Origin of the sequence: Streptomyces sp. NPDC087844 (genome assembly GCF_044742785.1) — a bacterium.
Classification (GTDB): Bacteria; Actinomycetota; Actinomycetes; order Streptomycetales; family Streptomycetaceae; genus Streptomyces.
In genome coordinates, this window is the sequence record NZ_JBIUVD010000004.1 from 358,284 (window position 1) to 377,844 (window position 19,561).

At 71.0% G+C, this 19,561-nt stretch carries 16 protein-coding genes; 9 read left to right on the forward strand and 7 right to left on the reverse strand.

The window, feature by feature from the left end; all coding sequences use genetic code 11:
- Positions 1-135: 135 nt before the first annotated feature.
- The 3 genes from ACIOKD_RS11425 to ACIOKD_RS11435 all read right to left on the reverse strand — a co-directional run bounded on the left by ACIOKD_RS11425 (position 136) and on the right by ACIOKD_RS11435 (position 4,634).
- Complete coding sequence (locus tag ACIOKD_RS11425) at positions 136-1,749, reverse strand: APC family permease (protein ID WP_402081396.1); 1,614 nt, start codon at positions 1,747-1,749, stop codon at positions 136-138.
- Between the two features lie 89 nt (positions 1,750-1,838).
- Positions 1,839-2,789 carry a hypothetical protein gene (locus tag ACIOKD_RS11430; RefSeq protein WP_402081399.1) on the reverse strand — a complete coding sequence of 317 codons (951 nt, stop codon included), beginning with the start codon at positions 2,787-2,789 and terminating at the stop codon, positions 1,839-1,841.
- Positions 2,790-2,978: 189 nt separating this feature from the next.
- Positions 2,979-4,634, reverse strand: a complete 1,656-nt coding sequence (locus ACIOKD_RS11435) for an FAD-binding dehydrogenase (protein ID WP_402081402.1) — start codon at positions 4,632-4,634, stop codon at positions 2,979-2,981.
- Positions 4,635-4,839: 205 nt separating this feature from the next.
- On the opposite strand from ACIOKD_RS11435, the gene ACIOKD_RS11440 reads away from it, so the two are divergent.
- The 7 genes from ACIOKD_RS11440 (at position 4,840) to ACIOKD_RS11470 (ending at position 10,174) form a co-directional block, all read left to right on the forward strand.
- Positions 4,840-5,730, forward strand: coding sequence for a DMT family transporter (locus ACIOKD_RS11440; RefSeq protein ID WP_402081405.1), 891 nt, complete (start codon positions 4,840-4,842; stop codon positions 5,728-5,730).
- Positions 5,731-5,811: 81 nt separating this feature from the next.
- Positions 5,812-6,339 carry an NUDIX domain-containing protein gene (locus tag ACIOKD_RS11445; RefSeq protein WP_402081408.1) on the forward strand — a complete coding sequence of 176 codons (528 nt, stop codon included), beginning with the start codon at positions 5,812-5,814 and terminating at the stop codon, positions 6,337-6,339.
- A gap of 241 nt (positions 6,340-6,580) precedes the next feature.
- Positions 6,581-6,970, forward strand: coding sequence for a YidH family protein (locus ACIOKD_RS11450; RefSeq protein WP_402081410.1), 390 nt, complete (start codon positions 6,581-6,583; stop codon positions 6,968-6,970).
- A complete protein-coding gene (locus ACIOKD_RS11455; protein ID WP_402081413.1) occupies positions 6,967-7,296 on the forward strand; it encodes a DUF202 domain-containing protein in 330 nt (109 codons plus the stop codon). The genes ACIOKD_RS11450 and ACIOKD_RS11455 overlap by 4 nt, the downstream gene beginning before the upstream one ends.
- A 129-nt stretch (positions 7,297-7,425) precedes the next feature.
- On the forward strand, positions 7,426-7,725 hold the full coding sequence (locus tag ACIOKD_RS11460; protein ID WP_402081415.1) for a hypothetical protein: 300 nt from the start codon (positions 7,426-7,428) through the stop codon (positions 7,723-7,725).
- A 186-nt stretch (positions 7,726-7,911) separates the two neighbouring features.
- Positions 7,912-8,934: a phosphotransferase family protein gene (locus ACIOKD_RS11465; protein ID WP_402081418.1), complete on the forward strand. Its 1,023-nt coding sequence runs from the start codon at positions 7,912-7,914 to the stop codon at positions 8,932-8,934.
- Between the two features lie 7 nt (positions 8,935-8,941).
- Complete coding sequence (locus tag ACIOKD_RS11470; protein ID WP_402081420.1) at positions 8,942-10,174, forward strand: acyl-CoA dehydrogenase family protein; 1,233 nt, start codon at positions 8,942-8,944, stop codon at positions 10,172-10,174.
- Between the two features lie 154 nt (positions 10,175-10,328).
- Here the strand turns inward: ACIOKD_RS11470 and ACIOKD_RS11475 are convergent, their stop codons facing one another.
- The 3 genes from ACIOKD_RS11475 to ACIOKD_RS11485 all read right to left on the reverse strand — a co-directional run bounded on the left by ACIOKD_RS11475 (position 10,329) and on the right by ACIOKD_RS11485 (position 13,477).
- Positions 10,329-10,922, reverse strand: coding sequence for a TetR/AcrR family transcriptional regulator (locus ACIOKD_RS11475; RefSeq protein ID WP_107021099.1), 594 nt, complete (start codon positions 10,920-10,922; stop codon positions 10,329-10,331).
- A 120-nt stretch (positions 10,923-11,042) separates the two neighbouring features.
- The gene (locus ACIOKD_RS11480; RefSeq protein WP_402081423.1) at positions 11,043-12,713 is read right to left on the reverse strand and encodes a class I adenylate-forming enzyme family protein; all 1,671 of its coding nucleotides are present in this window, start codon (positions 12,711-12,713) and stop codon (positions 11,043-11,045) included.
- Positions 12,710-13,477 (reverse strand): SDR family NAD(P)-dependent oxidoreductase, encoded by a 768-nt coding sequence (locus ACIOKD_RS11485; RefSeq protein WP_402081426.1) that lies wholly within the window; start codon positions 13,475-13,477, stop codon positions 12,710-12,712. Before ACIOKD_RS11485 ends, ACIOKD_RS11480 begins: the two co-directional genes overlap by 4 nt.
- 269 nt (positions 13,478-13,746) lie before the next feature.
- Here ACIOKD_RS11485 and ACIOKD_RS11490 point away from each other — a divergent pair, with 269 nt between their 5' ends.
- Positions 13,747-15,009, forward strand: a complete 1,263-nt coding sequence (locus ACIOKD_RS11490) for an exo-beta-N-acetylmuramidase NamZ domain-containing protein (RefSeq protein ID WP_402081428.1) — start codon at positions 13,747-13,749, stop codon at positions 15,007-15,009.
- A 192-nt stretch (positions 15,010-15,201) separates the two neighbouring features.
- The gene (locus tag ACIOKD_RS11495) at positions 15,202-16,566 is read left to right on the forward strand and encodes a serine-threonine protein kinase (protein ID WP_402081431.1); all 1,365 of its coding nucleotides are present in this window, start codon (positions 15,202-15,204) and stop codon (positions 16,564-16,566) included.
- Between the two features lie 42 nt (positions 16,567-16,608).
- Here the strand turns inward: ACIOKD_RS11495 and ACIOKD_RS11500 are convergent, their stop codons facing one another.
- On the reverse strand, positions 16,609-19,398 hold the full coding sequence (locus ACIOKD_RS11500; protein WP_402081434.1) for a penicillin acylase family protein: 2,790 nt from the start codon (positions 19,396-19,398) through the stop codon (positions 16,609-16,611).
- Positions 19,399-19,561: the final 163 nt, after the last annotated feature.

The window sequence follows — 19,561 nt, forward strand, 5'->3', positions numbered from 1 at the left end:
GCCACCCTCTTCGGGACCTCCCGCGGCCGCTGACGAAAGTTCCGGGTTCACATACTGATTCGAGCACCCCGGGGCCCCCGAAGCCAGGGCCCAAGGGTGCTCGTCAGCGTTCCGTAATGACTTCTTACGTATTTCTCAGGAGTCGGACCCCGCCGCCTTGTCCAGTTGGAACGCCTCGTTGCCCATGCCGATGCCGGCGTAGGTCTCGGGCTTGCGGGCGCGCAGGAACAGGCCCTGGACGACGCCCGCGGCGGCGGCCAGCACGATGATGCCGGGCAGCAGCCGGCTCAGCGAGGAGCCGGGTCCCGCGCCCACCAGGACGTCGAAGTCCTTGATCGTGTAGACGGCGATGACGAGGAGCGCGAGTCCCGCGATCGCCGAGCAGGCCAGGCGCCAGGCCTGGGGGCGCCCGGCGCCCCGGCGGACGAAGAAGACGACGACGGAGAGCGAGGCCGTGGCCATCAGCACGATGACGCCGAGCGCGCCGACGTTGCCCATCCAGGTGAAGAGGTGCAGTACGGGCGCGGTCGGGTCGCCGACCGGCTTGTCGTCGGCGACGGCGAACGCCACGACGGCCACCACGGCGACGGCCGACTGGAGAAGTGAGCCCGTGCCGGGCGCGCCGCTCGCGCCCGTGGTCCGGCCGAAGGCGGCGGGCAGCAGTCCTTCGCGGCCCATGGCGAAGGCGTACCGGGCGACGACGTTGTGGAAGCTGAGCATCGCGGCGAACATGCCGGTCACGAACAGCACATGGAGCACGTCGGTGAACGTGGCGCCGAGCCGTGACTCGGTGAGGAAGAACAGCAGTCCCGCGCTCTGCTTCTGGGAGGCGCCCACGATCCCGGAGGGGCCCGCGGCGACGGTCAGCGCCCAGGAGCTGAGCGCGAAGAACACGGCGACGAACCCGATCGCGAGAAACATCACGCGCGGGACCAGGATGTGCGGACGGCTGGTCTCCTCCGCGTACACGGGGGCCTGCTCGAAGCCGAGGAACGCGGCGACGCAGAAGCACAGGGCGGTGCCGAGGCCCGCTCCGGTGAGGGTGTCCGGGTTGAAGGCGTGCAGCGACAGGCCTTCCCTGGCGGGGTCGGCGACGGCCGCGATGTCGAAGATCACGACGAGGGCGACCTCGATGAGCAGCAGCACCCCGAGCACGCGCGCGTTCACGTCGATCTTCAGCCAGCCGAGGGCTCCGACGAGGACGGCGGCCAGCAACGCCGGTATCCACCAGGCGAGTTCGATGTCGAGGTAGGTGGCGAACAGGCCGGACACCTCGAAGCCGAAGATGCCGTAGATGCCGACCTGGAGGGCGTTGTAGGCGACGAGGGCGACCGCCGCGGCACCCGAGCCGGCCAGGCCGCCGAGTCCTCGGGAGATGTACGCGTAGAAGGCGCCGGCGTTGTGGACGTGGCGGCTCATCTCGGCGTATCCGACGCTGAAGAGGACGAGCACGATGCCGAGCAGGACGAAGAGCAGGGGCTGCCCGACGATACCCATCACCGCGAATGTCGTGGGCATGACACCTGCGACCACCATGAGGGGGGCGGTCGCCGCGAGGACGGAGAGCAGCAGGCCCCCCGTACCGAGCCGGTCGGAACGCAGAGCCCGGTCCTGGCCCTTGAAGGTGCTGATGCCGCCGCCGTCGGCGGCCGGACCGCCCGTGCCCTTACCAGTACTCGTGCCCGTACCAGTACTCGTGCCCGTGCTCGCGCTCGACGCACTCGTGGTGTGCGAACTGCCCGTCGTCATGGCGGGGTTGTCCTTTCGGCTGGCAGGCCGACGGCGTTCGGCCGGCGGGCTGACTGGCTGGCTGGAGGGCTGGAGGGCTGGGGGGTCGTTCAGACCGTGCCGAGCACGCTGTCGCGTGCGGCACGGAATGCCTTGTGCGGGTCCCGGTCGGGGTACGACCACGGCACCGCGGTCGCGTGCGGTCCGATGCGGTGGAACAGGGCGGCGGCCTCGGCGCCCCGGCCCTCGCAGAACTTGGCGTGGACGAGGAAGTTGAGGTCGAGCCGGCTGCGCGGATGGTCGTCGCGCTCCCACTCCAGCCACCAGTCGAAGGCCGACTTCATCACCTGGCGTGCCCGGCGCCCGACCCAGTGCCCGGAGGCCACCGGGTCGGGCGGTTCGCTGCCGGCGGCGGCCAGGGCGCGATAGCGCTCGGCGTGCGCGACGACGGGCAGGATCGCCAGCGGAGAGTCGGCGGGCGCCTGTTCGGCGGACCAGGTCGCGAAGTCGTAGACCTCGTGCAGCGGGTCCTGCCCCGACTCGGGGCGCCGCTCGGCGAGCCGGGCGACCATCAGATGGTGGGCGTGGTGATGGTCGGGGTAGCGGTGGCGGACCTCGTCGAAGAGCCGCACCACGTCCTGGTCGGCGCCCAGGACGCGCTCCAGCATCAGCAGTCCGAGCCAGGGCGTGGGGTCGGCGGGCAGTGCCTCGGCCGCGGTACGGCACGCCTCACGCGCCCTGGCCGGCTTCTCCCTGCCGTGCAGAGCGCGTTGGACGGTGGCGACGGCGAGCAGCACGGCGGCGTCCGGCGACTCGGGTTCGGCGAGCTGCCAGTCGCGCGCCCAGGCGAGCGTGCCGCTCTCCTGGGCGAGGGTCGTGACGCGGTGGCCCCGGCGGTCCCAGTCGTCACCGGTCGCGGCCAGCAGGGCGCGTACGGCGGTCCACCGTCCCTGGGCCAACGCGGCTCGGGCGGCGACGAGTTCGGTGTCGTCGAGCGCGGCGTCGAAGGGCTGGACCGCGCGCTTGCGGGCGCGGCCGAGGGGCGGCGGAGGTGGGGACACCGCGGAACTCCCTCGCACGACGCGGATGTTCAGTGTCTGTTCTGTGCGACCGGTTGACATTCACCGTCGACTGGTTCTGTCAGCTCCCGGTCACGGACAGCCAACCCCCCGTCACGGGTTCACGTCAAGGCCCCATGATGACTGACACGCTTCAACACGGCGCCGGGCGGGGTGAGTTGAGCCTCACCGTCAGTCCACGGCCTTCGCCGCCGCCCGCCCCGCCGTGCGCCCGGAGAACAGGCAGCCGCCCAGGAACGTCCCTTCGAGGGCCCGGTACCCATGCACTCCGCCGCCCCCGAAACCGGCTGCCTCCCCTGCCGCGTACACCCCGGACAGCGGGTCGCCGCCCTCGGTCAACACCCGCGACGAGAGGTCGGTCTCCAGGCCGCCGAGCGTCTTGCGGGTGAGGATGTTGAGGCGGACGGCGACGAGGGGACCGGCCTTCGGGTCGAGGATGCGGTGCGGGGTCGCCGTGCGGGTCAGCCGGTCGCCGAGGTAGGCGCGGGAGCCGCGGACGGCCATCACCTGGAGGTCCTTGGTGAAGGGGTTGGCGATCTCGCGGTCGCGCGCGGTGATCACGCGGCGCAGTTCCGCCTCGTCGATGAGCGGCTCCTTGGTGAGCGCGTTCATGCCGCGGACGAGTGCGCCGAGGTCCTTCTCGACGACGAAGTCGGCGCCCTTGTCCATGAACGCCTGCACCGGCCCCGGCACGTCGGCCCGTGCCCGCTGGAAGACGCCCTTGACGGACTTGCCGGTGAAGTCGGGGTTCTGCTCGGAGCCGGAGAGCGCGAACTCCTTGCCGATGATCTTCTGGTTGAGCACGAACCACGTGTAGTCGTACCCCGTGCCCATGATGTGCTCCAGCGTGCCGAGCGTGTCGAAGCCCGGGAACAGCGGTACGGGCAGCCGGTTGCCGCGGGCGTCCAGCCAGAGCGAGGACGGGCCGGGGAGGATACGGATGCCGTGCTTGTCCCAGACGGGGTTCCAGTTCTGGATGCCCTCGGTGTAGTGCCACATGCGGTCGCGGTTGATGAAGTGCGCGCCCGCGTCCTCCGCGACACCGAGCATCCGGCCGTCCACGTGCGCGGGCACACCGGAGATCATCCGCTCGGGCGGGGCGCCGAGGCGCTCGGGCCAGTTGGCCCGCACGAGTTCGTGGTTGCCCCCGATGCCGCCCGAGGTGACGATCACCGCCTGGGCCCGCAGCTCGAAGGCGCCGCTGACCGTGCGGCCGCTGGCCCGGCCGCGCTCGACGCCCGACGGCTCCAGGACCTCGCCGCTCACCGTGTCGACCGCGCCCGCGCTGCGCGACAGACCCGTCACGCGGTGGCGGAACCTCAGCTGTACGAGGCCTCGCGCCACGCCCTCGCGGACCCGCCGCTCGAAGGGGGCGACGATGCCGGGGCCCGTACCCCAGGTGATGTGGAAACGCGGCACGGAGTTGCCGTGGCCGTTCGCGTCGTAGCCGCCGCGCTCGGCCCAGCTGACCACCGGGAACCAGCGCACGCCCTGCTTGTGCAGCCAGCTCCGCTTCTCGCCGGCCGCGAAGTCGACGTACGCCTCGGCCCATTTGCGGGGCCAGTGGTCCTCAGGACGGTCGAAGGCCGCGGTGCCCATCCAGTCCTGGAGGGCCAGCGCGCGGTTGTCCTTGATACGCATCCGGCGCTGCTCGGGCGAGTCCACGAAGAACAGGCCGCCGAACGACCAGTGCGCCTGGCCGCCGATCGACTGCTCCGGCTCCTGGTCGAGGAGGATCACCTTGCGCCCCGCGTCGACGAGTTCCGCGGTCGCCGCGAGCCCGGCGAGCCCCGCTCCGATCACGATCACATCTGCGTCGTACGCCATGAGCGGGTCCTCCTGGGGCTTGTCACTGACCGGCGGTCACTGATCACTTGTCATTGATCGTTTGTTACCGATCGCTTGTTACCGACCGGTCAGATCCTTGGGCAACGGAGTGACCCAGTCAACTGCCCGGTCGCGGGTACTCGGGCTACAGTCGATCGCGACCACACCCCCGCCCGTCACCGTCCGAAGTCTTGAGGTACGCAGCGTGTCGGTTCTGGTTCTCGTCCTCGCCGTCGGCGCGGCCTGTTGTCTGGGCGTCGGTTTCGTCCTCCAGCAGAACGCGGCGGCGCACGCTCCCCTGGGCGACTTCCTCTCCCCCCGGCTGCTCCTGGACCTCGTGAAGGTGCCGCGCTGGCTGGGCGGCATCGCGTTCATGGTGGTGGGCATGGTGCTCGGCGCGATCGCGCTGGCGCACGGTGAGGTGTCCCTCGTCGAGCCGCTCCTCGCCACGAATCTGCTCTTCGCACTCGTACTCTCCCGGCGCCAGACCCGCCGACCGCTCGGCCGGCAGGGCTGGGGCGGGCTTCTGCTGCTGGCCGGCGGGGTGACGGCCTTCATCGTGGCCGGGCAGCCGCGCGGCGGCGACGCGATCTCCGACCCGGTACGGCACTGGCTGATCATCGGGGTCATGGTGGGCCTCGCGCTGCTGCTCACCGCGTACGCCAAGCGGTCCCGGCTCAGCTCGGGACCGACACTCGGAGTGGCGGCGGGCCTGCTGTACGGGGTCCAGGACGCGCTCACCCGGGTCAGCGGACAGCGCTTCTCCGACGGCGGCTGGGTCGCGCTCACCACCGGCTGGCAGCTGTACGCGGTCATCGCCCTCGGGATCACCGGGCTCGTACTCATGCAGAGTGCCTTCGAGACCGCGCCGCTGCGGATGTCGCTGCCCGCGCTCACGGCCGCGCAGCCGCTTGCCGGGATCGCGTGCGGGGTGGGTTTTCTCGGAGACCGGTTGCGGGCCGACACCGGGGCGCTGGCCTGGGAGGCCGCCGGACTCGCCGGGATCGTGGTGGGGGTCGTCCTGCTGGGACTGCATCCCGCGATGCCGAACGGGGTGGCGCTGAAGGAGCGGCTGCGGGATCTGCAGCCCCGCTGACCTCCCTGCCTCCCTGCCTCCCTGCCTCCCGGCCTCCCGATCGACCGGGGCGGGCCGGCGGCGGGCTGCTTTGATGGTCGGATGAGTTCCGCTGACGAGATTCTCGACGTCGTCGACGAGCACGACGAGGTGGTGGGCCGGGCCCGGCGCGGGGACGTGTACGCGCGCGGGATGCGGCATCGGTGCGCGTTCATCCAGGTCAGGGACGCACAGGGGCGCTTGTTCGTGCACCGGCGCACGTCGACCAAGCTGGTGTTCCCCTCCCTGTACGACATGTTCGTCGGCGGGGTGGTGGGCGCGGGCGAGAGCTACGACGAGGCGGCGCTGCGGGAGGCCGAGGAGGAGCTGGGGGTGTCCGGGCTGGCCCGGCCGTCCTTCCTGTTCAAGTTCCTGTACGACGACGGGGCCGGGAAGAGCTGGTGGTCGGCCGTGTACGAGGTGCGGTGCGAGGTGGCTGTGCGGCCTCAGGTGGAGGAGGTCGCCTGGCATGCGTTCCTGCCCGAGGGCGAGGTGGAGGAGCGGCTGGGGGAGTGGGAGTTCGTGCCGGACGGAGTGGCTGCGTATGCGCGGCTGCGGGCGTTTCGTGCGGGTGGGGCGGGGACGGGTTGAGGTTTGTTCAGGTTCGTTCACCTGTGCGGGCCGGTGGGGCTTGTCGCGCCGTTCCCCGCGCCCCTGAAATGCGTAAAGCGACAGGACTGCGCCGTTCCCCGCGCCCCTGAGGGGCGAAACGCGACAAGACTGCGCCGTTCCCCGCGCCCCCGAAAGGCGAAACGCGGCAGGACCGCGCCGTTCCCCACGCCCCGTAGTGGGTCTGCGGGGCCCTTGTCAGGGTGCCGGTAGGGTCGTTGGTGTGATCGAATTTGTGCGGAACGTCCGGTTGTGGTTCGCGCCCGCGCGGATCGAGGAGGAAGGGGTCACCCCTGACTACCGGTTCTCGTTGGCGAACGAGCGGACGTTCCTGGCATGGCTGCGGACCTCGCTCGCCCTGATCGGCGGCGGTTTCGCCGTGGACCAGTTCCTGCCGGATCTGCGGTGGGAGTGGCGGGCCGGGCTGGCGCTCGGACTGCTGGCCGCAGGAGCGCTGTCCGCGCTGCGGTCGGTGAACCACTGGGTCCGCTGCGAGCGCGCGATGCGCAGGGGCGAGGACCTGCCGGTGTCCCGCTTTCCGGCGCTGCTGAGCGTCGGTGTGGCCCTGGTGGCCATCGCGATGGTGGTGGTCGTGCTGGCGGGCTGGGAGTGACGGCGGGCGCCGGCGGACCCGGAGGCCGGGACCCGGGACTGCAGCCGGAGCGCACCCGGCTGGCCTGGCGGCGGACGACCCTGGCGGCAACCGTGGCCGCCGTGCTCGCGGGAAAGTCGGCGCTGAGCGAAGGACCGGGTGTGACCGCCCTGGTGGTGTGCGCGCTGTGCTGCGGGCTGTGGCTGGGGTTCCTCGCCGTGGCACACCGACGGATCCGCGCCCTGTCCGGGAGCGTGCCTCCGGAGGCGTTCACCCACAGGCACGCGAGCACGGCCGCCCTGTGCACGATCGCGTTGGCCGTCTGCGCGGCGGCGCTGGTCTTCTGAGGTTCCGGCAATCGTCACGTCCATCACGTTCATCACGTTCATCACGTGGCGTTTTGGACGGATATATCGTGGTTCATGTGGCCGACCCGGCCCATGTCACACTCCGCACATCGAAGGCGAGCGAGCACCATGACCACCACCCTTCACCACGAACACCCCTCCCACCAGCACGTCCACGGTCCGGACTGCGGGCACGCCGAGGTGCCGCACGGCGACCACGTCGACTACGCGCACGACGGGCATCTGCATCGCAGGCACTCGGAGCACTGGGACGAGTGCGAGCCGGCCGGACACGTCTCCCACGCGGGGCACGGCCATGAGCACGGCGACGGCTGCGGGCACCCGGCCGTGACGCACGGCGACCACGTCGACTACGTTCATGACGGTCACCGCCACGCCCGCCACGAAGGGCACTGGGACGACCACTGAACGACACGGGGCCCGACAGCCCCCACGGAGGAGTCCCGGAAACCCCGAGCCGCGAGTGGCGGCCCGGGGTTTCCCATGACCTTTCGCGGCCGAGACGCCCATCACGTTTCGTTTGCCCACTGGACGGCATACCGACCGGTCGGCATCATGTGGGGAGTCCTGATTCCCGCCTACGGAGGAAACACGATGAGTCCAGACCACCCGCCAGGTCTCGATCTCGACCGGCTGCGCGGCCTGCTCGACAGCGAGCGGCCCGGACTGGTCGACGGCCCGCTGACCGGCCGGCTGATCGAGGGCGGACGGTCGAACCTCACGTACGCGGTGACGGACGGCACCTCCAAGTGGGTCGTGCGCCGGCCGCCGCTCGGGCACGTACTGGCCACCGCGCACGACATGAAGCGCGAGCACCGGGTGATCAGCGCGCTGCACCCGACCGCCGTACCCGTGCCGCGCACCCTGCTGCTGTGCGAGGACGTGGAGGTGCTGGGCGCGCCGTTCTACGTCATGGACTTCGTCGAGGGCACGCCCTACCGGACCGCCGAGCAGCTCGCTCCGCTCGGCCCGGAGCGCACACGGAGTGCGGTCCTCGGCCTCGTCGACACCCTGGTCGAGCTGCACGCCGTGGACCCCGCCGAGGTGGGCCTCGCCGACTTCGGCCGGCCCGAGGGCTTCCTCGACCGGCAACTGCGGCGCTGGGGAAAGCAGTTGGACGCCTCCCGCAACCGCGAGCTGGCCGGGATCGACGAGCTGCACGCCGCCCTCGGGCGCGAGCTGCCGCACTCCCCCACGGCCACGGTCGTACATGGCGACTACCGCCTCGACAACGTACTGATCGGCGAGGACGACCGGATCAGGGCGGTCCTCGACTGGGAGATGTCCACGCTGGGCGACCCGCTCACCGACCTGGGCCTGCTGGTCATGTACAGCATGCCGCTGGGGCTGACCGACTCCCCCGTCTCCACGACCGCGACGGCCGCCGGGCACCCGTCGCCGGCCGAGCTGATCGAGCGGTACGCCGCGCGCTCGGGGCGCGACGTGTCCGCCGTCGCCTGGTACACGGCGTTCGCGTGGTTCAAGCTCGCCGTGATCCTGGAGGGCATCCACTACCGCTACACGCTCGGCCAGACCGTCGGCGCGGGCTTCGACCAGATCGGCGACCTGGTGCCCGTGTTCATCGAGCACGGCCTGACCACCCTTCAGGAAGGCTGACCGCATCATGGACTTCGCATTCGACGCACGCACCGAGAGACTGCGCGCCAAGCTGCTCGCCTTCATGGACGAGTACGTCTATCCGGCGGAGGCCGTCGCCCACGAGCAGCGCGAGCGGCTGGACTCGCCGTGGGACACCCCGGCCGTGGTCGAGGAGTTGAAGGCCGAGGCCCGCCGTCAGGGGCTGTGGAACCTCTTCCTGCCGGACTCCGAGTACGGGGCCGGGCTGACGAACCTCCGGTACGCGCCGCTCGCCGAGATCACCGGCCGCTCCCCGCAGTTGGCGCCCACCGCGCTGAACTGCGCGGCGCCGGACACCGGCAACATGGAGGTGCTCAGCCAGTTCGGCGACGAGCGGCAGCGCAAGCAGTGGCTGGAGCCGCTGCTCGCCGGGGAGATCCGGTCGGCGTTCGCGATGACCGAGCCGGAGGTGGCCTCCTCGGACGCCACCAACATCACCACGCTGATCGAGCGGGCCACCGATACCGCGTCCGGCACCGACGAGTACGTCGTCACCGGCCGCAAGTGGTACATCTCCGGGGCCATGAACCCCGACTGCAAGATCTTCATCGTGATGGGCAAGACGGACCCCGAGGGCTCCGACATCCGGCGTCAGCAGTCGATGATCCTGGTGCCGCGCGACACCCCGGGCGTCGAGGTGAAGCGCGCGATGCAGGTGTACGGCTACGAGGACCACTCCCACGGGGGCCACGCGGAGGTCGTCTTCCACGGGGCGCGGGTGCCGGTCGCGAACCTCGTCGGCGAGGAGGGCGGCGGCTTCGCCATCGCGCAGGCGCGGCTCGGGCCCGGCCGTATCCACCACTGCATGCGGCTGATCGGCATGGCCGAGCGGGCGATCGAGCTGATGTGCCGGCGGGCGGTCTCCCGTGAGGCGTTCGGCAAGTCGCTGGCCCAGCAGGGGGTCGTCCACAACTGGATCGCGGACGCGCGGGTCGCCGTCGAGCAGCTTCGGCTGCTTGTCCTGAAGACCGCCTGGATGATGGACACCGTGGGCAACAAGGGCGCGCACACGGAGATCCAGGCGATCAAGATCGCCACGCCTCGTACGGTCGTCGACATCATCGACAAGGCGATCCAGTTGCACGGCGCGGGGGGTGTGAGTCAGGACTTCCCGCTGGCCGAGCTGTGGGCGGGCGCTCGCACGCTGAAGCTGGCCGACGGGCCGGACGAGGTGCATCAGCGGTCGCTGGCGCGGCACGAGCTGAAGAAGTACGTCTGATCCACCGGTACGTCTGATCCACCGGTACGTCTGATCCACCGGTAGGGGCGGCTGGGGCAGGGTTTTCGCCCCCGCCGCCCCTACCCGTCCCGTCACCGCATGGGGGCTCCGCCCCCTCGCCCCCCTTTGCGCAGTTCCCCGCGCCCCCAGGTACCTATGGCCGAAGCGCCCGCAGCAGCAGGTCGGCGAGGTGGTCGGCGACCTCCTGCTGGGTGAGCGGGCCGTCGGGCCGGTACCACGTGGACAGGTGGTGCACGGACCCGAAGTGATAGTCGACGACGAGGTCCGCCGGGGTCTTCTTCGAGAAGACCCCCGCCTCCTGGCCCTCCTCGATCAGCGCGCGGAACCGCTCGTGGTACCGCCGCCGCTCGGCCCGCACCTGCTTGTTCTTCTCCGGGCTCAGATGGTGCATCGAGCGGAAGAAGATCGACGCGTCGTCGAGGTTGTCGATCGTGGTCACGACGACATCGGCGGCGGCGCCCCGCAGCCGCTCCTCCACCGGCGCGTCGGCGTCCGCGAAGGAGTCGAGCCGCTCCTGCTGCACCCGCAGCACCCGCGCGTACACCTCGTGGAGCAGATCGTCCTTGGAGCCGAAGTAGTGGTACAGCGCGCCTTTGGTGACACCGGCCGCCTCGACGATCTCCTGGACCGAGGTGCGGTCGTAGCCGCGCTCGGCGAAGAGCCGGGTGGCGGCGGCCAGCAGTCGCCTCGGAACGGGCGTGCCGTCCCCGTCCGTCGTCCTGGGCACTGCCGCCACCTGCCTTCCAGTGTTCTTCATGTTGTTCACGTTGTAGAGGCCGTTCAGGGCGTTCCGGTTGCGCGCCGCCTTGTTTGTCCGCGCTGTGGATGACGTTGTCTATGGCGTTGTCTACGGACCGTCGTGCGGACGGGAGCGCAGTTCCCTCCGGAGGATCTTCCCACTGGCCGTCTTCGGCAGGTCGGGCAGGATCTCCACCTGCCGCGGGTACTTGTAGGCGGCCAGTCTCTCCTTGCAGTACGCGGCGAGTGCGGCCGGGTCCTCCGCCGCGCCGGGCCGCAGGCTGATGTACGCCTTGACGGTCTCGCCGCGATACCCGTCGGGCACCCCGACGACAGCCGCCTCACGCACGGCCGGGTGGGTGTAGAGCACGTCCTCGACCTCGCGCGGCCACACCTTGAAGCCGGACGCGTTGATCATGTCCTTCTTGCGGTCGACGACATAGAGCCAGCCGTCGGTGTCCATGAAACCTATGTCACCGGTGCGCAGCTCCCCGTCCGGGAAGGTCTCCGCGGTGGCCTCGGGGCGCCGCCAGTAGCCGGGCACGACCTGCGGGCCCCGTACGAGGATCTCGCCCTGTTCCCCGAACGGCACCTCCTGGCCGTGGTCGTCGACGATGCGTACGACCGTGTCCGGTCCTGGCAGGCCCACGGCGAGCGTCCCGGAGACGGGGTCGACCGGCGCCTCCAGATGGGGCGGCACCGAGGCGCAGGGCGCGGTGCACTCGGTGAGTCCGTAGCCGTTGCGGATGTACGGCCCGAAGCCCGCCCGGAACTTCTCGACGAGCGCGGGCGGCAGCGGCGCGCCGCCTGACGAGATGTTCACGAAGGAGGAGAAGTGGTCCGGCGCCACGGACGGATGCGCGGCCAGCGCCATGAAGGCCGTGGACGGGCCGACCGTGTAGTGCGGCCGGTGCTCGGCGAACGCGTCGAGGACGACTCCCGACTCGAAGCGGTACGCGAGGACGAGCGTGCCCCCGCTGTCGAGGCAGGCGAGGAACTGGCAGACCATCCCGGTGATGTGGAACAGCGGAGCCATCGCGAAGTACACGGGCGCCTCGGGCAGTGCCAGGCCCGTGCGCTGGCGCTCGGCGTTGTACATGACGTTGCCGTGCGTGTTGGTGGCTCCTTTGGGAGCGCCGCTCGTCCCCGAGGTGTAGCTGATCAGCGCGATGTCCGCAGGCTCCGGGTCGCGGTCGGCCGGGGCCTTGAGGCCGGCCTTCGCGACGGTCGTCAGGTCGTCGGCGTCCGGCGCCTGCGGCAGCCGCTCGAAGGTCAGCACGCGCGCGTCGCCCCGCGTCTGGAAGTCCAGTTCGCAGCCGGTCAGCACGATGCGTACGGGAGAGTCGGCGGCCGTGTCGCGCAGATACGACTCCCAGGCCCGGTCGGCGCAGATCAGCGCCGCGACCTCGCCGTCGCGCAGGACGTGGGTCACCTCGCCGGACTTGTACATGGGGTTGACGGGCAGGACGGTCGCGCCGGCCTTCCAGGCGCCGAGGACGGCGAGCACGAAGAGCGGGCTGTTCTGCAGCAGGACGGCGACCCGGTCGCCGCGTTCCAGACCGCGTCCGGCCAGGTGACCGGCGACCGAGTCGCTCAGCTCGTCGACCTCGCGGAAGCTGAGCCGTCCGTCGAAGTAGGCGAGGAAGGTGCGGTCGGGCGTCTCGGCGACGACCCTGCGCAGGGTGTGCACGGGCGAGTCGTCGGGGCTGACGGGCCCGCGCTGGGCCTCGTTCAGGAGGGCGAGCCAGGGCTGGGCCGCGTACAGGGAGGCGGTGGTCATCGGCCGTCGGCCTCCCACTTCTGCTGGATGTGGTTCATGTTCTTCAGCCAGCGCTCCGGATCGCCGGCGCGCGCCCGGTAGTACTCGGCGACCTCGGGGTGCGGAAGGATCAGGAAGCGGTCCTCCTCGATCCCCGCGAAGAGGGCGTCCGCGACGGCCTCGGGCTCGATGGCGGTGGGCAGCAGGACGAGGTCCCCGGCACTGCCGGTGCCGGCGAGCATGTCGGTGCGGACCCCCTGCGGACAGATCGCGTGGACCTTCACACCGCGGTGGCGGTACGTGAGCGAGAGCCACTCGGCGAAGGCGTACGCGCCGTGCTTGGTGACGCTGTACGGGGCCGCTCCGATCATGGTGAGCAGTCCGGCCGCCGAGACGGTGGAGACGAAACGGCCGCTGCCGCGCTCCAGCCAGGCCGGGAGCAGCTCCTCGGCCGCACGGACGTGCGCCATCACGTTCACGTCCCAGGCGAGCTCCCAGACCCGCGCGGGGGCCGCCTCGGAGCCGCCGGAGGGCAGCCCGGCGTTGGCGCAGTAGACGTCGACGGTGCCGCCGAGGGCGTCCCGGGCCTCGGCCACGATGGTGGAGGCGTCACCGGGGACCGCGGTCCCGCCGATCTCCTCGGCGACGGCCGCGGCCTTCACCGCGTCCAGGTCGTTGACCACGACGCGGGCCCCGGCGGCGGCGAACCGCCGGGCCAGCGCGGCCCCGATCCCCCCACCCGCCCCGGTGACGACCACTCCGGCATCCTGCAAGGCTTCCACCATCGGTCTCCTTCGACACGACATCTCTGCTCTGCTCCGCTCACCACCAGACTAACCAGTCGGTATGCCGTCCGGAAGGGGCCTGCGGGGGCCCCGTACGGGGCACAGGGCCGCGTCGATGTGCGGCTCCGCCACGTGGGCGCGACCCGCGGCCCGTAAGGGGCGGGGGCGAGCTGCGCGGCCGGCCACAGCGGCGCCGCGGCTTACGAACAACCGGCGGAAGCCATAACGTGCACATGCCAGTGCCAGCCTTCCGACATCACGGAGGTCACATGCGCCGCCTGTCCAGACGAAGCCTCCTGGCCGCCACCACGACCGCGGCGGCGGTCTCGACGGGCACGCCCGCCACAGCCGCGACCGCATCCGCCGCCCCGGACGCGGCGACCCGCCGCCTGCGGACCGGCTTCGAACGCCTCGCGGCGGACGGCTACTCCCTCCTGGAAGGCGACCGCGTCGGGATCGTCACCAACCCGACAGGCATCACCCGGGACGCCCGCCACCTCGTGGACGTGACGCACGCCGACGACCGTGTGAACCTCGTCGCCGTCTTCGGCCCGGAGCACGGCTTCCGCGGCACCGCGCAGGCCGGCGGCTCCGAGGGCCGCTACGACGACCCGGCGACCGGCCTCCCGGTCTACGACACCTACCTCAAGAGCGGGCAGCCACTGGCCGACATCTTCACCGCCTCCGGCGTGGACACGGTCGTCTTCGACATCCAGGACGCGGGCGCCCGCTTCTACACGTACATCTGGACGCTGTACGACTGCATGGACGCGGCCAGGATCGCGGGCAAGCGTTTCGTGGTGCTGGACCGGCCGAACCCGGTGACGGGCCGCGGCGCGTACGGCCCCGTACTGCACAAGGAGTTCGCCACGTTCGTCGGCCGGGAGCCGATCTCGCAGGCGCACGGGATGACCGTCGCGGAGCTGGCCCGGCTGTTCAACGGGGAGTTCCTCGCGGAGCCGGTGCCCCTGGAGACCGTACTGATGTCCGGCTGGCGGCGGTCGGACTTCTACGACGCGTCGGGGCTGCCCTGGGTGCCGCCGAGCCCGAACATGCCCACACCCGACACCGCTCTCGTGTACTCGGGCACCTGCCTCTTCGAGGGGACGAACCTGTCGGAGGGGCGCGGCACGACCCGCCCGTTCGAGCTGCTCGGCGCTGAGGGAATCGACCGGCGGTGGGCCGCCGAGGCGGAGCAACTCGGGCTGCCGGGCGTGCACTTCAGGGAGGCGTACTTCGCGCCCACGTTCTCGAAGTTCCAGGGCAGGACGGTCGGCGGTGTGCAGATCCATGTCCACGACCGCGCCGCGTACGACCCCGTACGCACCGGGATCGCGCTGCTGGTGACCGCCAAGCGGGTCTGGAGCGGCTTCGCCTGGCGTCCGGACAACTGGATCGACAAGCTGACGGGCTCCACGCCGGTGCGCACGATGATCGACGCGGGTGCGACGGCCGACGAGGTCGTGGCGGCCTGGCAGGGCGAACTGGCCGCCTTCCGACGCGTACGCAAGGAGTACCTCCTGTACCGCTGAGACGGCCGCTCCCGATCGGCCGCGGCATCCCACCCGCATCGGATCCCCTATCCTGGACCACCCGTTCTGGATCATCCGCCGAAACATGGGTTCTGGCCGGTCGGACTGGACGTGGCCCCTGGCCGACTCCCCCGGTCGGCGGGACGATTACGTGCACGTCGCACGGGTCGCGGAGGCCGAAGGGGGCTTGTCATGGCGGATCTCGAAGTGGGCGTGACGCCCTACTGGGAGCTGACGTTCGACGCGGACGGCGACGTGGACGCGCGGCAGCGCGACCGGCTGCTCCGGGAAGCGGTGGACCGGGGCGTCAAGGACCTGATCGTGTTCGCGCACGGCTGGAACAACGACCGCTCGACGGCGACCGGGCTCTACAGCCGCTTCTTCGAACCCGTCCCCGCCCTCGCGCCGAACGCCCGCCTCGGATACGTGGGCGTGCTGTGGCCGTCGATGCGGTTCACCGACGAGCCGATCCCCGACTTCGGGCGGAGCGTCGCCGCGGTGTCCGTGGGCCCGGCGCTGGACAAGGGCACGCGCGGTGCCCTGCTGACGGTCTTTCCGGGCCGGGCCACACTGGTCGACCAGATCGCCCGGATGCTGGATCAACAGCCCGAGGGCGACGCCGCTCTGGAGGAGTACGGGCGGCTGGTGCGGCTGCTCGTCGAGTTGCGGCCGGAGGCGCCGGGTGCCGCGTTCGCCGCGGACACCCTGGCGGATTCCGGGCCCCCGCCCGGGGCTCCGGACAGGGCGGCGAACGGGGCTCCGAACGATCCGCGGATGTTCCTCGGGGACACCGCGCGGACCTGCCGGGAGTTCGCGCGGGCACTGGCCGAGGACGCCGGCGCCGAAGCCGCGGGAGAGGGGGCGCAGGCAGTGCCCCGCCTCGCGCGCGCCTGGGACGGGGCACACGAACTGCTGCGGCAGGCCGCGTACTTCGCGATGAAACGCCGTGCGGGCACGGTCGGCGAGCGCGGGCTCGGGCGGCTGGTCGGGCGGCTCGCACGGACGGCGCCCGGGGTGCGGGTGCATCTCGTGGGGCACAGCTTCGGCGGGCGCCTGGTGTCGTTCGCGCTGCGCGGCCTGCCCAAGGGGGTGCGGACCGTGAAGTCCGTGACGCTGCTCCAGGCGGCCTTCTCGCACTACGCGTTCTCGGAGCGGCTCCCGCACGACGTACGGGACGGCGGTGTGCTGCGCGGTCAACAGGACCGTGTCGACGGGCCGTTGGTCTGCTGCTTCTCCCGCTTCGACTCGGCGCTCGGCACGGTCTATCCGCTGGCCTCGCGGACGGCGGGCGACGACCGGACGGCCGCCGACCTCGCCCTTCCCCGTCTTCTCGGCTCCAGGTGGGGGGCGTTGGGCCACGACGGGGTGCAGTCGGTGTCCGGCACGAAGGCGTTCACGCTCGCCGACGCGCTGCGGGCGGGACTGCCCGCTTCGGGATGCGTGAACATCGACGTGTCCGCGGTGGTGCGGCGGGGCGGCGCCCCGGCGGGCGCCCACAGCGACATCTGCCACCGGGAACTGGCCCAGGTGGTCCTGGCGGCGGGCCGCATCCGCTGACCCGCCGCCAGGACACCCGTACTCACGTCGCCGGCGTGTGCGTCACCGGTGCGAGGTGAACTCCACGACCTGCTGGTAGGTCGGCCGGTTCTGCCAGCTGATCTTCCCGTGCTTGATGCCGCCCAGCGTCCGCTGGTTGACCGAGTCGGCGCACCACTGGTCGCCCGCCGAGCAGAGGTCGTCGCCGGGGTAGACCTGGGCGGCGGTCCGGCCGGCCGCCGTCTTGAGCGTGCTGATCAGGATGTCCCGGCAGGCGCTGAGGCTGCCGCCGCCGCAGTACGGCTCGGTGAGGCCGCCCTGGACCGACTCGCCGAGCACCGCGCGGAGGTCCTTGTGGACGTAACTCCACCAGCCGTACTGGAAGGAGCTGCCGGCGTGCGACCCCGTGGGCCCGTGCCCCGCCGAGGGGGCCTCGTCCACCGGGAGGTTGGCGGTCATCGCGGTGTAGAGATCGCTGCCGAGGCCGGGTTCGAACTCGGCCTTCACCAGCAGGGGCCACCAGGCGTCGAGGAGGCGGATCGCGTCGGCGTTCGCGTAGGCCTTCGAACCGGCCGAGGTCTCCTTGCGCCTCGCGCCCGCCGTCACCCAGTCGGACAGCTTCGTCACGGCAGCCGCGGCCGTCGTGTCGGTGACCGGCGAGCTCTTGACGACCTGGAGCAGCTTCGGCAGTACGTCCTCGGCGCGCAGGTCGGCCAGCGCCGCGTCGGCCATCGCCTTGGTGAGCGACGCCCTGGTCACTCCCCCCGCGGTCACCAGCTTCCGCACCCGGTCCTCCAGGAGGTTGCCGCGGTGGACGGAGCCGTTGCCCCAGGGAGCCGCGGTGTAGTCCTTGGCCTGCTTGTTGTTCCAGGAGATGTAGTAGTCCTGGTCGATCGAGTTGGGGTGGGCGGACGCCGGGGTGTAGTCGGCGGTGTTCGTCGCCGGCGTCCAGTTCCTCCACTCGTACGGCGCCTGCGCCCAGACCGGGAACTCGGCGTCGACGCCGTCGGCGCGTACGGGATTGTCGCCGCTGTTGTAGTAGGCGGTGTGCTCCGAGTCGGCGTAGAACCAGTTGAAGGTGTAGTTGATGTGCTGCACCGCCGCCTGGAAGGTCTGTGGGCTCTTCACGTAGTCCGGGTCGTTGAGCATCTGGAAGCCGATGATCGAGTCGGCCTCGTGCAGGAAGGAGGAGCGCAGCGTGGTGTACGCGACCTTCTTGCCGTCGACCGTGGCCCGGTGGGTGACCGGGCCGTACTTGGTGCGCCACACCTGCATCCGGTAGGAGCCCGCGGGGGTGCTGTCGGCGGTGGTGGGCTTCCAGGCGTTGGTCTGCTCGATCTTCTCCATGGCCGTGCAGGTGCCGCGGTACAGGTAGTGGGTGTCGTCCTGGCACAGCTCGACCGCGTAGGTGTCGATGATGTCCTGGCCGGAGGTCGTGGCGCTCCACGCGTAGTCCTGGCCGCGGCCGAGTTCGACGTACATGCTCAGGCCGGCGAAGGAGGCGCCGCGGGCGCTGAGCCCTGGACCCTGGATCTCCTGGAGCATGAGCAGCTGTGGCGCGAAGTAGCCGGTCTGCGGTCCGAAGACGGCGATCGGGTGGCCGCTAGCGGTGGATCTGCCGCTCACCACGAGGGCGTTGGACATACCGCGCTTGGCGGAGCTGAGGGCGCTCGCCGTCGCCGAGGCGGACGTCCCGGTGGCCGTGGAAGTGGCCGCGCTGCCGGTGCGGTCGTGGACCAGGGGTTCCTCGGTCACCGTGCCCGCCGTGGGCAGCGCGGCGCCCTGCGGGGTGGCCGGTCTGGTGGCGTACGGGAAGCTCTCGCCGTTGTGGAGGGTGAGTACGGCCTCGGGGTCGTTGCGCTCGCGGAAGGACTCCCAGACCTTGGTGCCCTCCTCCACGCCGTACTTGGACTGGGCGGCGAGCAGCGAGATGGCGTTGTTGACCTCGCCGCCGCCCCCGGAGCCGAAGAGCGCGCCGATGACGGAGGCCAGGGCGACCAGGTCGGTCTCCTTGAAGTGTTCGATGGTGCCCGCGTTGGTGACCGAGTCCTTGTGGCCGGTCAGGACGTACTCGCCGGGGAAGTAGCGTCCACTGTCCGAGGCGTCTATGTAGGAGTTGATGCCGGCGAGGTAGGCCCTGACGTCGGCGAGCGCCTGCCGGCCCCGGGCGCCGTTGTCGGCTACGGCGCTGTCGATCTGCCCCTGCAGATCCGCCTCGGTGTACGGGGCGTGGCGCCAGAACTCCTGTTCCAGGCCCTGGTTGGAGGGAGCGCCGCCCGCGAAGGGGGTCAGTTCGCCTCGCCCGACGTGCCGGAAGACGTCCATCAGCCACAGCCGGTCCTGGGCGGCGGCGTAACCGGCGCCGAACTCGGTTCCGTAGCGGGTGGTGCCTGTGATGTGCGGCACGCCGGTCTTCTTGTCGCGGACGATCGTCACGTCGGTGCGTCCCGCGGGCTTCAGGGTGGACTCGACCTGGTCGGCGGGGACCCCGAACGAGGCGTCCCTGAAGAAATCGTTAATTTTGGCGTCGGTGAGCGCGGAATAGCCGGACGCCAGATCGGCGTAGGGCGCCAGTTGATCGTCCGCGTGGGCGGGCTGGGTGCCGAAAGCCTGGTTGAGAAGGATCTCGGCGAGGGTCGCGTTGCCGTTCTGACCTGCGGGAAGAATGTCCGAGCACTGGCTGCCGCAGTAGTCGTTCGCCGCCACGACAGGGGTGTCGGCGGCGACCGCCTGGGAAAGCGGTGACAAAAGACCGGCAATGAGAACGCATACCGAAGCGCCCATGAGGAACTTGGGGAATCTGCGGGGAGTTCTCAGTCTGTCGAGGATGGTGCGTGGGATACGCCGGGGCATGGCTGACTCCTCACGACGGGGGTGGGCGGGATGTTACTGCCGGTATCCCCGGGTTAGAAGATGAACATGCGTCACTTTCGGCGCCGAAGGGGCCGACGGAGCCCCGCCGGAGCCGCCGACCGCCACCGACGACGGCCGGGAACGAGCCGGGAGACGGCCGACA

Bases quoted from the DNA above. Each gene is read 5' to 3' on its own strand.
- ACIOKD_RS11425 (WP_402081396.1), bottom strand. From the start codon at position 1,749: ATGACGACGGGCAGTTCGCACACCACGAGTGCGTCGAGCGCGAGCACG.
- ACIOKD_RS11435 (WP_402081402.1), bottom strand. From the start codon at position 4,634: ATGGCGTACGACGCAGATGTGATCGTGATCGGAGCGGGGCTCGCCGGG.
- ACIOKD_RS11445 (WP_402081408.1), top strand. From the start codon at position 5,812: ATGAGTTCCGCTGACGAGATTCTCGACGTCGTCGACGAGCACGACGAG.
- ACIOKD_RS11460 (WP_402081415.1), top strand. From the start codon at position 7,426: ATGACCACCACCCTTCACCACGAACACCCCTCCCACCAGCACGTCCAC.
- ACIOKD_RS11465 (WP_402081418.1), top strand. From the start codon at position 7,912: ATGAGTCCAGACCACCCGCCAGGTCTCGATCTCGACCGGCTGCGCGGC.
- ACIOKD_RS11470 (WP_402081420.1), top strand. From the start codon at position 8,942: ATGGACTTCGCATTCGACGCACGCACCGAGAGACTGCGCGCCAAGCTG.
- ACIOKD_RS11480 (WP_402081423.1), bottom strand. From the start codon at position 12,713: ATGACCACCGCCTCCCTGTACGCGGCCCAGCCCTGGCTCGCCCTCCTG.
- ACIOKD_RS11485 (WP_402081426.1), bottom strand. From the start codon at position 13,477: ATGGTGGAAGCCTTGCAGGATGCCGGAGTGGTCGTCACCGGGGCGGGT.
- ACIOKD_RS11490 (WP_402081428.1), top strand. From the start codon at position 13,747: ATGCGCCGCCTGTCCAGACGAAGCCTCCTGGCCGCCACCACGACCGCG.
- ACIOKD_RS11495 (WP_402081431.1), top strand. From the start codon at position 15,202: ATGGCGGATCTCGAAGTGGGCGTGACGCCCTACTGGGAGCTGACGTTC.
- ACIOKD_RS11500 (WP_402081434.1), bottom strand. From the start codon at position 19,398: ATGCCCCGGCGTATCCCACGCACCATCCTCGACAGACTGAGAACTCCC.